We start from the raw sequence: 13,860 nt of genomic DNA on the forward strand, positions 1-13,860 counted from the left end.
GGCTAGACTACACAGGAAAACCTGCTAAAGAATTCAACGAGGGTCGTGTCGTATTATTCCCCATTGAGGGTGCCTGGGACTATATGACAGAGGCCGATGGAAAACTGGTAGGTTATGGTTCATTTCTCGATCGCGGCATGGCGGTGCGTTACCGTCTGGACGGCCAACTTGATACTACATTCGTGCCGCCGAATGGTTACGGTGTTTTTACGGCAATCGGGTCGCAACCAGGATTCTATGGTAACAGCCATTCCGCGACGGTAATGCCAGAAAGCCAACGCCTACTCGTAGCGGGGCGGGAAATACAGACGGGTTCCACCCCTTGTGTCATTGCCGTCTCATTGAAGCAATAAAAATGAGACTAACTGGCACTTCACCAGAGACTGCATAAACGTCTTGAGGCGAAGGTCAGACAAGGCGAAAACAGCCGAGGAAGCGGAGTTTACGGGCTGTAAACCAACACTCCGAGGCTGTTTTCAACGCAGCATCAACGAGTATCAAGACTTAAATGCTCGAATGACAACCCCTCAATCCGCAGGCTGTCGGTCATGCGCCCCGCCGTTCCAACTCACCCAAGTGCAACTGGCCTAGCAACTGCGCGCTGACGTCGGTCACCACAGCCACGCTTCGAGCAGGTCTTCGAACGCCTTGGGGGCGATGGAAATCGCCGGCTGGCTGATCGACAGGATATCGGCCGCCCTGGCCAGGCTGCTCTGCCGGGCAATCTCCAGGAAGCACAGCAGGTGGCCGTATTTGATGCGGGTGTCGAGGTTCATGGCAGCAAGCTTACCGCATCGCTACCTGCGGCGTATCCGGGTCATGCCGCAACGAATCCTGATTTGGCAATACATGACTAACGACGCAGCTGCACCTCTCATTTCTGCCAGTTGTAGGCGCTCCCAGGGCAACATTAAATGGCCCTTCAGCAGCTTCCCTGCATGGAGTTAGAAGAGATGAACCGACCAGTCAAGAGAGCGCCCTTTACCCGACCACAGCGCCCTTTGAGCAAAGCCCCCAACAACTCCCCATAGCCCCCATCGACCTCGCCTATGGCCAAGATGGCCATGCCCACTTCAGCGCTGGGGAAGCAACCAGCGTACTCAAAAGCAAATTTCAGCCAAGCCGTTTTTACGTAACGGGTTTCTACAGCGGTCGCAATCCCTACCATCCCTACCTTGCCTGTCTGGATGCGAGCGGCAAGCTGGATAACACGTTCAATAGCAGCGGCATTGTCGATTTCTCCGAACTGTCCGGGGAAGAATACGGGGCTGCCGAAGCGGTAGCAGAGGACATGACGGGGAACTTGCTGGTTGCCGTGCAGGCATATGCGCTACCCACCACCTATCTGTGGAAGCTGACTCCAAACGGAGAACCCGACACGAGTTTTGGTTATGGGAAGGATTATGTCGACACGCGTGCCTTGTTCGGCGAACAGCTTATGCTGGAAGATCTGGTCTGCTTCGCAGACATGGTGCTGGCCACCGGCTGGCGTTCCGAAGGCGGGCAGATAAAATCTGCAATCGTCGCCTTGACCCGTGAAGGTGGAAAGTTCGGGCCTTTCGGCAAAGATGGAATGCTGAGTTTGAGTACTCTGATTCCCGATAACTCGGCGTATATCCTTGATGGCATTGCCATTATCTCGCCCGCCGCCAAGCAACCGCGCATCATAATCTCCACCTATGTAAAACGCGACTCGATTGCGTACTCGGTAACCAGTGCCCTGACCTTGGAGGGGCGTCTAGACGAAGCATTTGGCACAGGGGGCTTCCACTGGTCAGACGCATCGGTAGTCAATAATGGCTTTACAGTAGAGGACCGAAGCGAACGTATCACGCTATATGGCATGCATACGCTCGACGAATGGGACGGCCAACCGACGCTCTACCGGCTGGACTATGCTGGTAAACCTGCCCTCGAATTCAACCAGGGCCAAGTGGTGCACTTCCACACTGATGGCAAATGGCACCATATTGTAGAAGTCAATGGCCACCTGGTCGGATACGGTACGCACCCCACTTCCTATATGGCGGTGCGCTACGACTTGAACGGCCAGCTCGATCAAACCTTCTTACCACCCCATGGCTATGGCCATTTTGGCGGGGCTTTGCCGCCGGAGCATTTCGAAAGCTTTACCCAATCGATGGCGATCGATGCCGGCAACCAGCGCATGCTGGTGAGCGGGTACGACATTACACCGGAACGCCTCTTGTACTCTTGCCTGGTCGCCATTCCCCTGAAACCGATGTAGCGCGTCATCGAGCGGGCCCTGGGGCACCTGATCGGCTTTGCCACCTGCCTCCCGCAGCCACCCAGCGGCGCCTTCCCCGCGCAGGGAAGGCGCGCCGCTTCGGCGAACGGCTACTGTACATCGGCCCCGCCCAGCGCAGGATGATCAGGCCACCGCCAGTTCCACTGCCTCTCCATTCATCCGCACCGGCCATACCTGAAGCCGCTGTTCGGTATCCTCCAGGCACTCACCGTTCTGCAGGTTGAAATGCTGCTTGTATAGCGGTGCGGCCACCACCAGCTCACCTTGCAAGCTTCCGACAATGCCACGGCCAATGATGTTGGCCCCGGAGCGCGGATCACGGTTGTCCACCGCATACAGGCTCTGCTCCAGCCCCGGCAGGTAGAACAACGCCACCTGGGCACCGTCGAGCCACACCACGACACCAGAATCGGCCACCAGGTCTGCGGCGTGACACACCGCTTGCCAGTTCACCTCAGTCTTCACAACAGCATTGGACAGGTTCATCAGACAGCCTCCTCGACAGTGGGTATCAGGTGCAATGGCGCAGCAGGCCGGCGTTGCTCGCGTTCGCGCACGAAGTGCACGTCCGGGTCAGCACGGCGGTCGTTGACGAAGGTGCGGAAGCGCTTGAGCTTCTCCGGGTCGTTGAGGGCATTGGCCCACTCGCATTCATACTGGTCGACCACCTGCTGCATCTGCGCTTCCAGCTCATTGGCCAGGCCCAGGCTGTCGTCGATGATCACCTGCTTCAAGTAGTCCAGCCCGCCTTCCAGGTTTTCACGCCACACCGAGGTGCGCTGCAGCTTGTCGGCCGTGCGGATGTAGAACATCAGCACGCGGTCGATCAGGCGTACCAGGGTTTCGTCGTCCAGGTCGGTGGCGAACAGCTCGGCATGCCGCGGGCGCATGCCGCCGTTGCCGCACACGTACAGGTTCCAGCCCTTGTCGGTGGCGATAACGCCGATGTCCTTGCTCTGCGCCTCGGCGCATTCACGGGTGCAACCGGATACCGCGAACTTGAGCTTGTGGGGGCTGCGCAGGCCCTTGTAGCGGTCTTCCAGGCGCAGGGCCATGGCGACACTGTCCTGCACGCCGTAGCGGCACCAGGTACTGCCCACGCACGACTTCACCGTGCGGGTCGACTTGCCGTAGGCGTGGCCGGTTTCGAAACCGGCCTCGATCAGTTCGCCCCAGATCAGCGGCAGCTCGTGCAACTGGGCGCCGAACAGGTCGATGCGCTGGCCACCGGTGATCTTGGTGTACAGGTCGTATTTCTTGGCCACCTGGCCGATGACGATGAGCTTGTCGGGGGTTATTTCACCACCGGGAATGCGGGGTACCACCGAATAGGTGCCGTTTTTCTGCATGTTGGCCATGAAGGTGTCGTTGGTGTCCTGCAGCGGTACCAGTGCCGGGTCCATGATCGGCTGGTTCCAGCACGAGGCGAGAATGTTGCCCACCGCCGGCTTGCAGATGTCACACCCCAGATGGCCCTTGCCATGGCGCTCGAGCAGTTCACTGAAGGTGCGGATACCCTCCACCCGCACCAACCCGTACAGCTCCTGCCGGGTGTAGGCAAAGTGCTCGCACAGGCTCTTGTCCACCGCCACGCCGCGGGCCGTCAGTTCGTGCTCGAAGACTTGCTTGAGCAGGGCCGCGCAACCGCCGCAGCCGGTCGCGGCCTTGGTGCAGCCCTTGACCGCAGCCAAGTCGCTACAGCCACTGTCGATCGCGGCGCACACCGCCCCCTTGCTGACGTTGTGGCAGGAGCAGATGGTCGCGCTGTCGGGCAGCGCATCGGCGCCCAACGCCGGCGCACCACCGCCTTGCGGCAGGATCAGCGCTGCCGGGTCGGCCGGCAGGGCGATGCCGTTCTGGGCGTACTGCAACAGGGTGTCGTAATAGCTGTTGTCGCCGACCAGCACCGCGCCGAGCACGTGCTTGCCGCTGGCATCCACCACCAAACGGCGGTAAGCGCTGTTGGCTTCATCGATGAAGCGATAGCTGCGCGCGCCCGGCGTGGCACTGTGGGCATCGCCGATCGAACCGACATCCACCCCCAGCAGCTTGAGCTTGGTCGACATGTCGGCGCCGGTGAACGCCACCGCCGCCTCGCCCATCAGCAACGCAGCCAGGTTGCGCGCCATGCTGTAGCCTGGGGCGACCAGGCCGAACACACTGCCGTTCCACGAGGCGCACTCGCCGATGGCGAAGATGCGTGGGTCGCTGCTGCGGCAGTGGTTATCGATGACCACGCCACCGCGCGCGGCGATGTCCAGGCCGCAACCCCGGCCCAGTGCATCCTGTGGGCGGATACCGGCGGAGAACACGATCAGGTCGGTTTCCAGGTGCTCACCGCCGTCGAAGTTCATGCGGTAGCGGTAGGTTTCACCGGCACTGACCGACTGGGTGGCGCGCGCCAGGTGCACCCCCACACCCAGCGCTTCGATCTGCGCCTTCAACGCGGCACCGCCCTCGCCGTCCAGCTGTACCGGCATCAGCCGTGGGGCGAATTCCACCACGTGGGCTTCCAGCCCCAGCGACTTGAGGGCGTTGGCCGCTTCCAGGCCAAGCAGGCCACCGCCGACCACCACCCCTCGGCGGGCACCGGCTGCGGCAGCACGAATGCCATCGAGGTCGTCCAGGGTGCGGTAGACCAGGCGGGCATTGCCGCTGGAGCCTTCGATCGGCGGTACGAAGGGATAGGAGCCGGTGGCCAGCACCAGTTGGTCGTAGCCATAGCGACCTTCGGCAGTGACGACTTCGCGGCGCTCACGGTCGATCTCCAGCACGGCCTCACCCAGGTGCAGGTGCACGCCATTGGCGTCGTAGAAATCGTGCTCACACAGGGCCAGGGTTTCGGCACAGCTGCCGCCGAAGTATTCGGACAGGTGCACGCGGTCATACGCGCGTTGGCGCTCTTCGCCAAATACCCGCACCTCGAAGCGCTGCAGGGCGCCGCGACTGACCAGTTGTTCGACGCAATGGTGGCCGACCATGCCGTTGCCGACGATGACCAGTCGCTCTCGTTGCCCGCTGCTCGCTGTTGCCTTCATAAGCCGATCCTCGATCAAAAAAAAAGCGCCTGGAGCCGAAGCTCCAGGCGCCTTTGCCTGTATTCATCACGGTAGGGGGCCCGGTTGATCGCCGTTGATCAGTGGGCTTTGTTGTATCCAAGGTTAAGCAGGGAGCGTGCCAATTGGGTTGCGTGGGTTGCCTGGGTTGCCTGGGTCGGCCTCTTCGCGGGTAAACCCGCTCCTACACTTGCGCTGGGCACGCCCAGCCAATGCACATTCAAGGTGCACAACACCCCATCTTGGCGCACTTCAGTACACATCGCGCCGATAACGCCTGGCCTTGCTCAAGCCTTCGACATAAGCCGCCGCCGCCGCCGCATCCATCCGGCCATGCTCGGCGACGATTACCCGCAACGCCGCATCCACATCCCTGGCCATACGCTGCGCATCGCCACACACATAGAAATACGCCCCCGCCTCCAGCCACTGCCACAACAGCGCACCCTGCTCAAGCATGCGCTGCTGCACATAGATCTTCTCGGCCTGGTCCCGCGAGAACGCCGTGTTCAGCCGCAGGTGCCCCGCCGCCTGCCAGGCCTGCAACTGCTCCTGGTAATAGAAATCGGTCGCTGCGTACTGCTCACCGAAGAACAGCCAATTGTCGCCTTTTGCCCCCCGTGCCTCTCGCTCCTCGAGGAACGCACGGAACGGTGCAATGCCAGTACCAGGGCCCACCATGATCACCGGCACGCTGTCGTCCTCGGGCAAGCGGAAGTGCTTCGACACCTGCGGGAAGATCGCCACTTTCTGTACCTGCGCACGGTCGGCAAGGAAGCTTGAGCACACGCCTTTACGTTCGCCATAACGCACCGTCGACACCGTCAGATGCACCTGGCCTGGGTGCGCCAGTGGGCTGGAGCTGATCGAATAGAGCCGCGGTTGCAATGGCTTGAGCAGTTCCAGCCAGCTGGCCAGCGGCAACTGCTGGGGGAAGGCGCGCAGCACATCGACCAGCTGCCGGCCCCACAGCCAATCTTGCAGCTCGGCCTTGCATTCAGGCTGCAGCAACCGCTGCAGGTCAGGCGCATTGCTGGCAAATGCCTGCAGTTGTTGCGCAGTGACCTTGGCAATTTCCAGATGTGCTTGCAGGGCTTCGGCCAATGGCATGGCGCCATGACCTTTAAGCTCGACCATCGCCTGGCCGTCGAGCTGCATCAGCGTCAGCAGCTCTTCTACCAGGGCCGGGCAGTTGCGCGGCCATACGCCCAGGGCATCGCCGGCAGCGTAACTGAAGCCGCTGCCGCTCAGGTCGAAGACCAGCTGGCGGGTTTCCTTGCTGGCGCCGGGGCCATTGAGCAGGCGGTTTTCCAGTACGGTGGCCATCCAAGGTTGCTGCTTGCTGAAGGCCGATACGGGTGCAGGTTCACTCGCCGGAGGTGGCGCCGCGGCAGTGCCCAGTGCAGGTAATAACGCTTCGAGCCAACTGGCAAAGGCTTCGTCGAAGTCTGGCTCGCAGTCCACCCGTTGCAGCAGGCGCTGCCCTCCCAGCTCGGCCAGGCGCTGGTCGAGCTTGCGGCCAAAACCGCAGAACTGGTCGTAACTGGAGTCGCCCAAGGCCAGTACGGCATAGGGCAGCCCGGCGCAGTGGGCGCCCTCCTCGCCCTGCAAGGCCTGCCAGAATGCCGCGCCGCTGTCGGGCGCGTCGCCATCGCCAAAAGTGCTGGCGATCAACACCACACTGGCAACACCCTGCAGCTGGCTTGGGCTGACCGCCTCCAGGCAGCTGAGTTGCACGCTCAGACCAGCATCGCGCAGGCGCGCGGCACAGCGTTCGGCCAGTTGCTCACCATTGCCGGTCTGCGAGGCCCACAGCACCTGATGCCATGGCGCGGCCTGTGCCGCGATGGGCGCAGTTGCAGGCTGGGCGAACAGCCCGGCCAGCAAACCGTCGACAAACAAACGACGGCTGGCAGCCAGCGGCGCACTGGCCGGCAGGCGGGGTACGCCCTCGGCGCGGGCCTGGTCCAGGCCCAGCAGGAAACCTTGCAGGTAATGACGCTCTTCTTCGGCCAGCACCGGAACCGGCAGGGTGTGCAGGCCAAGCAGACGGGACAGGGTGGCGGTCGGCATGCGGACAGGCTCTACAGTGGCAGTGTTCAGATCAAGGGCGTCGATGCGCTCGCCTGCGACCCGCTCCAGGGCTACGGCGCAGTGTTTGAAGGCAGGCTGCAGCGACAGCGGGTCGACCGCATCGCAGGTCGCGGCATTGATCGCCAATTGCTCGCCGATCAGGTCATTCCAGTGAAACGGCGCAAAGCAGTTGCCCGGCATGACCCGGTCACTGATGCGCGCCGGCAACACGGCGTGCCCCCGGCGTGAGCGAACGGCCACCTGGTCCTTTTCAGCGACACCCAGCCGGGCGGCATCCTCGGGGTGAATCTCAAGGTAGGGGCCGGGCTCCAGCTTGTTCAGTGCCGGCACCTTGCCGGTCTTGGTCAACGTGTGCCACTGGTGCTGCACACGGCCAGTGTTAAGCACCATGGGGTAGTCATCGTCCGGCACTTCCGCTGCCGGCAACCAGGGCCGCGCAAAGAAGCGCGCCTTGCCGCTGGCGGTGGGAAAGGCCAGTGCCGGCCGCCTACCCCGGGCATCGAGCAGGAGCGCCTGGCTGCTGCCGTCGTTGAGGTAGCGCAGCGGGCTACGATGCTGCTCGCTGCCCGGTGCACAAGGCCACTGGCGCGGCTGTGTCCGCAATTCGGCATAGCCGATACCGCGCAGGTCATAACCGGTTGAGGGGTTGTGGAAGCGGCGTATTTCCTCATACACCGCTTCGGCATTGGGGTAGTCGAAGGCGTCGGCATAGCCCATGGCACACGCCACGCGGGCAATGATCTGCCAGTCCGGCAAGCTTTGCCCGGGGGGCTCGACTGCGCGTGGCATCAGGGTCAGGTTGCGCTCGCTGTTGATCATCACACCCTCACCTTCGGCCCACAGCGCGGCCGGCAGGAGGATGTCGGCGTAGCGGTTGGTTTCGGTGTCGAGGAAGGCGTCCTGGGTAATGACCAGTTCGGCCTTGCGCAGGCCGTCGATCACTTGCTGGCGGTTGGCGACACTGGCTACCGGGTTGCTGCAGATGACCCAGCAGGCTTTCACTTCACCGGTTTTCATCTGCCCGAACAGCGCCACCGTACCCTCGCCACCCTCGCTGCGCAGGCTGCCGGGTGGCAGTTGCCACTGTCGTTCGACGAACGCGCGGTCGTCGTCCACCAACGCTGAGCGCTGGCCTGGCAAGCCGGGGCCCATGTAGCCCATGTCGCGGCCGCCCATGGCATTGGGCTGGCCGGTCAGCGAGAACGGGCCGCTACCGGGGCGGCAGATGGCACCCGTAGCCAAGTGCAGGTTACAGATGGCGTTGCTGTGCCAGGTGCCGTGAATGCTCTGGTTCAAGCCCATGGTCCAGCAGCTCATCCAGTTGTTGGCGCTGCCGATCCATTCGGCGGCCTTGATGATATCGGCCTCGGCCAGCCCGGTGATGGCGGCGACGCGCTCGGGGGGGTAGTCGTCGAGGAAGACCGGCAGTTCGTCCCAGCCTTCGGTGTGGCGGGCGATGAAGTCGGGGTGGGTGCGGCCATTGCGATGCAGCAGGTGCAAAAGGCCGTTGAGCAAGGCCATGTCGCTGCCGGGGCGCACCTGCAGAAACAGGTCGGCCTTGTCGGCGGTGGCGCTGCGACGTGGGTCGACGACGATCAGCTTCGCACCGGCCTTGACCCGATCAAGCAGGCGCAGGAACAGGATCGGGTGGCAGTCGGCCATGTTGGCGCCGATCACCAGAAATACGTCGGCGTGCTCGAAGTCCTGGTAACTGCCAGGTGGGCCATCGGCGCCAAGCGACAGCTTGTAGCCACTGCTGGCGCTGGCCATGCACAGGCGCGAGTTGGACTCGATGTGGCGCGTACGGATAAAGCCCTTGGCCAACTTGTTGGCCAGGTACTGGGCCTCCAGCGACATTTGCCCGGACACGTACAGCGCCACGGCATCCGGGCCGTGCTGGTCGATGATGCTGCGCAGACGCTCGGCGGTGGCAGCGATGGCCTGGTCCATGCTGGTGCGCACTGGCGGCTGGCTGCGTTGCTGGCGCACATAGGCGTCGGCCATGCGCCCGCTGGCACTCAGTGGCAGGTGTGCGGTAAGGCCTTTGGTGCATAGGCGGCCAAAGTTGCTCGGGTGCAGCTTGTCGCCGCTGATCTTGCCGACCTTGCCATCGGCAACGCTCATGACGATGCCGCAGCCCACGCCGCAGTAGGGGCAGACGCTGCGTACTTCGCTGTTGGCCATGGGCGGGCTCCTGTGGAAAACGCAAAAAGGCGCCGGCTGCCCCGGCATGCTGATGCAAGCGGGGCAACACGGCGCCTTTGTCGTGAGGTTTTGCGGGCTGTCGACGTTGATAGCCCTGGTGAGGAGGCTTCAGCAAATAGTGGGCCAGGTGCACTGAACGGCTTTTTGTGGGGGCGGCCTTGTGTCGCGAAAGGGCCGCAAGGCGGCCCCCGAATTTCAGCTTTTATCCCTGTATCGCCGGGGCTGCTTTGCAGCCCTTTCGCGACACAAGGCCGCTCCCACAGGGATCGCGCCCGCTTTTAGAAATTGAGCAAGACAGTTGCTCCCACAAAGACAGTGCTGCGGCGTGCCTTGCGCACCATGCGGTGGCAACCTCACGCTCCCAGGCGCTATGCTGGGGCAATTTCCAGCATGAGCAACTGCCCTCCTCCCATGTCCCAGGTGATCCTCAAGACCCCCGCCCAACTCGACCTGATGCGCCGCGCCGGCCAGCTACTGGCCCAGGTGTTCACCGAACTCGACAGCTTCATCCGCCCCGGCGTGACCACGATGCAGATCAACGACCGCGCCGAGGCGTTCATCGTCGATACGCTCAAGGCACGGCCAGCAAGCAAAGGCCAGTACGGTTTCCCTTACTCGCTCAATACGTCGGTGGACCACGTGGTATGCCACGGCATACCCAAGGCCGATGAGGTGCTCAAGGAAGGCTCGATCATCAACGTCGACATCACGCTGGAACAGGGCGGCTACATTGCCGATTCGTCGAAGATGTATTGCATCGGCAAGATCAGCGAAGAAGCCCGGCGCCTGGTCGACACCACCTATGACGCGTTGTGGAAAGGCATCGAGCAGGTGCGCCCTGGGGCAACGCTGGGCGATATCGGCCATGCCGTGCAGGCCCATGCCGAGGCGGCGGGTTACAGCGTGGTGCGCGAGTATTGCGGCCACGGTATTGGCCAGCAGATGCATGAAGGGCCAGAGGTGCTGCACATTGGCCAGCGCGGCATGGGCATGAAGCTGAAACCGGGGATGGTGTTTACCATCGAGCCGATGATCAACCAGGGTGGCCGCGGCACGCGCGAGTTGAAGGATGGCTGGACGGTGATCACCCGGGACCACAGCTTGTCGGCGCAGTGGGAGCATACCGTGGCGGTGACTGAGGGTGGGTATGAGGTGCTGACATTGCGGGAGGAGGAACGGCGTGGCTGAAGCTGCGGCAAACGCGTGCAGGTAGGGGTACAAAATTCAGGCACAAAAAAAGCGACCCTAGGGTCGCTTTCTTTGTTACTTCCGGGTGTTCAGTGGGCCCTGGAAGTGGAATATGGCGCAGCGGACGGGACTCGAACCCGCGACCCCCGGCGTGACAGGCCGGTATTCTAACCGACTGAACTACCGCTGCGCTATACATCGAGTGGTGGGTGATGACGGGATCGAACCGCCGACCCTCTGCTTGTAAGGCAGATGCTCTCCCGGCTGAGCTAATCACCCATGTCTCTCGGTGTGGCGCGCATTCTACGGGCGACTTGGCGCTCTGGCAAGCACTTATCGAAGTTTTTTCACACTTCGGTCAAACACCAAAAATCAGGCACAAAAAAAGCGACCCTAAGGTCGCTTTCTTTGTTACTTCCGGGTGTTCAGTGGGCCCTGGAAGTGGAATATGGCGCAGCGGACGGGACTCGAACCCGCGACCCCCGGCGTGACAGGCCGGTATTCTAACCGACTGAACTACCGCTGCGCTATACATCGAGTGGTGGGTGATGACGGGATCGAACCGCCGACCCTCTGCTTGTAAGGCAGATGCTCTCCCGGCTGAGCTAATCACCCTTCGTCTCGGTGTGGCGCGTATTCTACGGAGCGCCCCGCACCCTGGCAAGCACTTTTTAAACTTTTTGCAAAAAAAACCTCAGGCCTTTCAAAGACCTAGCGTTGTCGGGCGATTCTTTCGTGCATAAGGCACTGCTGGCCCTCTGACAGGGCTGGCCTCAATTCACCGCTCGGAGAATAATGCCCGCCTTATGCATTAAGGAGAGATTGCCCCTCATGTGGTTCAAGAACCTGCTGACCTACCGCCTGACCCAGGAAGTTCCGTTCGAGCCTGAAGCGCTGGAAGCCGCCCTGGCCAGCAAGCCGGCCCGCCCCTGCGCCAGCCAGGAGCTGACCACTTATGGTTTCGTCGCGCCGTTCGGCAAAGGCGAAGACGCTCCCCTGGTGCATGTCAGCGGCGAGTACCTGCTGATTGCCGCGCGCAAGGAAGAACGCATCCTGCCGAGCAGCGTGGTCAACGACGCGGTCAAGGAAAAGGTCGAAGAGATCGAGACCGAGCAAATGCGCAAGGTCTATAAAAAGGAACGCGACCAGATCAAGGACGAAATCATCCAGGCGTTCCTGCCGCGTGCGTTCATCCGCCGCTCGATGATCTTCGCTGCCATTGCCCCGCGCCTGGGCGTGATCCTGGTCAACTCGGCCAGCGCCAAGCGCGCCGAAGACCTGCTGTCGACCCTGCGTGAAGTGATGGGCTCGCTGCCCGTGCGCCCGGCCACGGTGAAGATTGCGCCAGTGGCCACCATGACCGACTGGGTCAAGTCGCAGCAAGCCGCCGAAGGCTTCTATGTGCTGGACGAGTGCGAACTGCGCGACACCGCCGAAGATGGCGGTATCGTGCGCTGCAAGCGCCAGGACCTGACTGGCGAAGAGATCCAGCTGCACCTGAGCACTGGCAAAGTGGTGACCCAGCTGGCCCTGGCCTGGCAAGACAAGCTGTCGTTCATTCTCGACGACAAGATGGTCATCAAGCGCCTGAAGTTCGAAGAGCTGCTGCAGGAGCAGGCCGAGCAGGACGGTGGCGATGAGGCTGCGCAACAGTTCGACGCCAGCTTCCAGCTGATGATGATGACCTTTGCCGAATTCCTGCCGGTGCTGTTCGAGGCGCTGGGTGGTGAAGAGATTCCGCAAGGGGTCTGACGGGTATGAGAGGCGGTGCTGGCCTGTTTTCTGCCAGCACCGGCCTCTTCGCGGGTAAACCCGCGCCTACGACGGCCTGCGCCCAATCACCGATGTGTGCCCACCACCAATTGTGTAGGAGCGGGTTTACCCGCGAATACGGTAGCGGCCGCAACGGTGAACGACGGATGGAAATTGGCCAACAGGCCCGGCCTTGCCCGGAAGGCCGCAGACAGGCACCATGATGCCCACTGTGAGGACGACCTCACGACGCACCGCGTGACCATTCCGGGGACGGCCCCATCATTCAAACGATGGAGACACACTCATGTCCTGGATCATCCTGTTTTTCGCCGGCCTGTTCGAGGTTGGCTGGGCCGTCGGCCTCAAATACACCGACGGTTTCACTCGACCACTACCCACTGTCCTTACCGTCGGCGCCATGGTCATCAGCCTGGGCCTGCTGGGCCTGGCCATGAAGGAGTTGCCGCTGGGCACCGCCTATGCCATCTGGACCGGCGTAGGCGCAGTCGGTACGGTCATCGCCGGGATCATGCTGTTCGGCGAGTCCATGGCCCTGGTGCGGCTGGTCAGTGTGGCGCTGATCGTCTGCGGCCTCGTCGGCCTGAAAGTCAGCGCCAGCTAACCCCCTATCGCAGATGGCCGCGCAGGCGGCTGACCTGTTCGCGCAACACTTCAGGCTGCGCCGCCTCCACCGGGACGGCGGCGCCTGCCACGATGGTCACCCGCGACCACAGGCGCTTGAAGAAGCCCTTGGCCGGGTCGCGGCTGAAGAAACTACCCCACAACCCCTGCAGGGCCAGCGGAATCACCGGTACCGGCGTTTCTTCGAGGATGCGGCTGACCCCACCCTTGAAGACATCGATTTCGCCATCGCCCGTCAGCTTGCCTTCTGGGAAGATGCAAACCAATTCGCCATCAGCCAGGTACTCGGCAATCCGCGCGAAGGCCCGCTCGTACGTCGCCTGGTCTTCGTTACGCCCGGCAATCGGGATGGCACCGGCAGTGCGAAACACAAAATTGAGCACCGGCAGGTTGTAGATCTTGTAGTACATGACAAAGCGGATCGGCCGGCGTATAGCCCCGCCCAGCAGCAACGCATCGACGAACGACACGTGGTTGCACACCAGCAACGCTGCACCTTCGTCGGGGATGCGCTCGAGGTCTCGGTGCTGCACGCGGTACATCGAATGGCTGAGCAGCCAGATCAGGAAGCGCATGGTGAACTCGGGCACGATCCTGAAGATATAGGTGTTGACCGCGATATTGAGCAGCGACACCACCAGGAAAAGCTGC

The 13,860-nt window shown here is 62.2% G+C and carries 8 protein-coding genes, 4 tRNA genes and 2 pseudogenes; 5 read left to right on the top strand and 9 right to left on the bottom strand.

Annotated features, from left to right (window positions below):
• Nucleotides 1-353: pseudogene (locus BJQ17_RS31490) on the top strand (hypothetical protein); the annotation flags it as partial.
• Nucleotides 354-505: 152 nt separating this feature from the next.
• Here BJQ17_RS31490 and BJQ17_RS30720 read toward each other — a convergent pair.
• A pseudogene (locus tag BJQ17_RS30720) lies at nt 506-776 on the bottom strand (LysR family transcriptional regulator); the annotation flags it as partial.
• 260 nt (nt 777-1,036) lie between these two features.
• On the opposite strand from BJQ17_RS30720, the gene BJQ17_RS28290 reads away from it, so the two are divergent.
• The gene (locus BJQ17_RS28290; RefSeq protein WP_232862805.1) at nt 1,037-2,248 is read left to right on the top strand and encodes a hypothetical protein; all 1,212 of its coding nucleotides are present in this window, start codon (nt 1,037-1,039) and stop codon (nt 2,246-2,248) included.
• A gap of 144 nt (nt 2,249-2,392) precedes the next feature.
• On the opposite strand, the gene nirD is transcribed toward BJQ17_RS28290, so the two are convergent.
• The 3 genes from nirD to BJQ17_RS28305 form a co-directional block, all read right to left on the bottom strand.
• The gene (gene nirD / locus BJQ17_RS28295; protein WP_003252522.1) at nt 2,393-2,755 is read right to left on the bottom strand and encodes a nitrite reductase small subunit NirD; all 363 of its coding nucleotides are present in this window, start codon (nt 2,753-2,755) and stop codon (nt 2,393-2,395) included.
• Nucleotides 2,755-5,307 (bottom strand): nitrite reductase large subunit NirB, encoded by a 2,553-nt coding sequence (nirB, locus tag BJQ17_RS28300; protein ID WP_070096946.1) that lies wholly within the window; start codon nt 5,305-5,307, stop codon nt 2,755-2,757. Before nirB ends, nirD begins: the two co-directional genes overlap by 1 nt.
• A 270-nt stretch (nt 5,308-5,577) precedes the next feature.
• The gene (locus BJQ17_RS28305; RefSeq protein WP_070096947.1) at nt 5,578-9,603 is read right to left on the bottom strand and encodes a bifunctional nitrate reductase/sulfite reductase flavoprotein subunit alpha; all 4,026 of its coding nucleotides are present in this window, start codon (nt 9,601-9,603) and stop codon (nt 5,578-5,580) included.
• Nucleotides 9,604-10,014: 411 nt separating this feature from the next.
• On the opposite strand from BJQ17_RS28305, the gene map reads away from it, so the two are divergent.
• Nucleotides 10,015-10,812, top strand: coding sequence for a type I methionyl aminopeptidase (gene map / locus BJQ17_RS28310; RefSeq protein WP_139139835.1), 798 nt, complete (start codon nt 10,015-10,017; stop codon nt 10,810-10,812).
• Between the two features lie 113 nt (nt 10,813-10,925).
• Here map and BJQ17_RS28315 read toward each other — a convergent pair.
• The 4 genes from BJQ17_RS28315 to BJQ17_RS28330 form a co-directional block, all read right to left on the bottom strand.
• Nucleotides 10,926-11,002 (bottom strand) — tRNA-Asp (locus tag BJQ17_RS28315).
• 13 nt (nt 11,003-11,015) lie between these two features.
• A tRNA-Val gene (locus tag BJQ17_RS28320) sits at nt 11,016-11,091 on the bottom strand.
• 170 nt (nt 11,092-11,261) lie between these two features.
• A tRNA-Asp gene (locus BJQ17_RS28325) sits at nt 11,262-11,338 on the bottom strand.
• A gap of 13 nt (nt 11,339-11,351) precedes the next feature.
• Nucleotides 11,352-11,427, bottom strand: a tRNA-Val gene (locus BJQ17_RS28330).
• 216 nt (nt 11,428-11,643) lie between these two features.
• Between BJQ17_RS28330 and rdgC the strand changes: the two genes are divergently transcribed.
• Together rdgC and sugE are read left to right on the top strand one after the other, a co-directional pair.
• Nucleotides 11,644-12,564, top strand: a complete 921-nt coding sequence (gene rdgC, locus BJQ17_RS28335) for a recombination-associated protein RdgC (protein ID WP_003252510.1) — start codon at nt 11,644-11,646, stop codon at nt 12,562-12,564.
• A gap of 307 nt (nt 12,565-12,871) precedes the next feature.
• A complete protein-coding gene (gene sugE, locus BJQ17_RS28340; RefSeq protein WP_003252507.1) occupies nt 12,872-13,189 on the top strand; it encodes a quaternary ammonium compound efflux SMR transporter SugE in 318 nt (105 codons plus the stop codon).
• A 4-nt stretch (nt 13,190-13,193) separates the two neighbouring features.
• Here the strand turns inward: sugE and BJQ17_RS28345 are convergent.
• Nucleotides 13,194-13,860: 1-acyl-sn-glycerol-3-phosphate acyltransferase (locus BJQ17_RS28345; protein ID WP_175442765.1), on the bottom strand; the 667-nt coding region annotated here is incomplete at its 5' end.

The sequence above is a fragment of the Pseudomonas sp. NBRC 111139 genome, from assembly GCF_001753955.1.
Taxonomy (GTDB): Bacteria; Pseudomonadota; Gammaproteobacteria; order Pseudomonadales; family Pseudomonadaceae; genus Aquipseudomonas; species Aquipseudomonas alloputida.

Coding starts and splice junctions, on each gene's coding strand:
- nirD (WP_003252522.1), bottom strand. CDS start 2,755: ATGAACCTGTCCAATGCTGTTGTGAAGACTGAGGTGAACTGGCAAGCG.
- nirB (WP_070096946.1), bottom strand. CDS start 5,307: ATGAAGGCAACAGCGAGCAGCGGGCAACGAGAGCGACTGGTCATCGTC.
- BJQ17_RS28305 (WP_070096947.1), bottom strand. CDS start 9,603: ATGGCCAACAGCGAAGTACGCAGCGTCTGCCCCTACTGCGGCGTGGGC.
- map (WP_139139835.1), top strand. CDS start 10,015: ATGAGCAACTGCCCTCCTCCCATGTCCCAGGTGATCCTCAAGACCCCC.
- rdgC (WP_003252510.1), top strand. CDS start 11,644: ATGTGGTTCAAGAACCTGCTGACCTACCGCCTGACCCAGGAAGTTCCG.
- sugE (WP_003252507.1), top strand. CDS start 12,872: ATGTCCTGGATCATCCTGTTTTTCGCCGGCCTGTTCGAGGTTGGCTGG.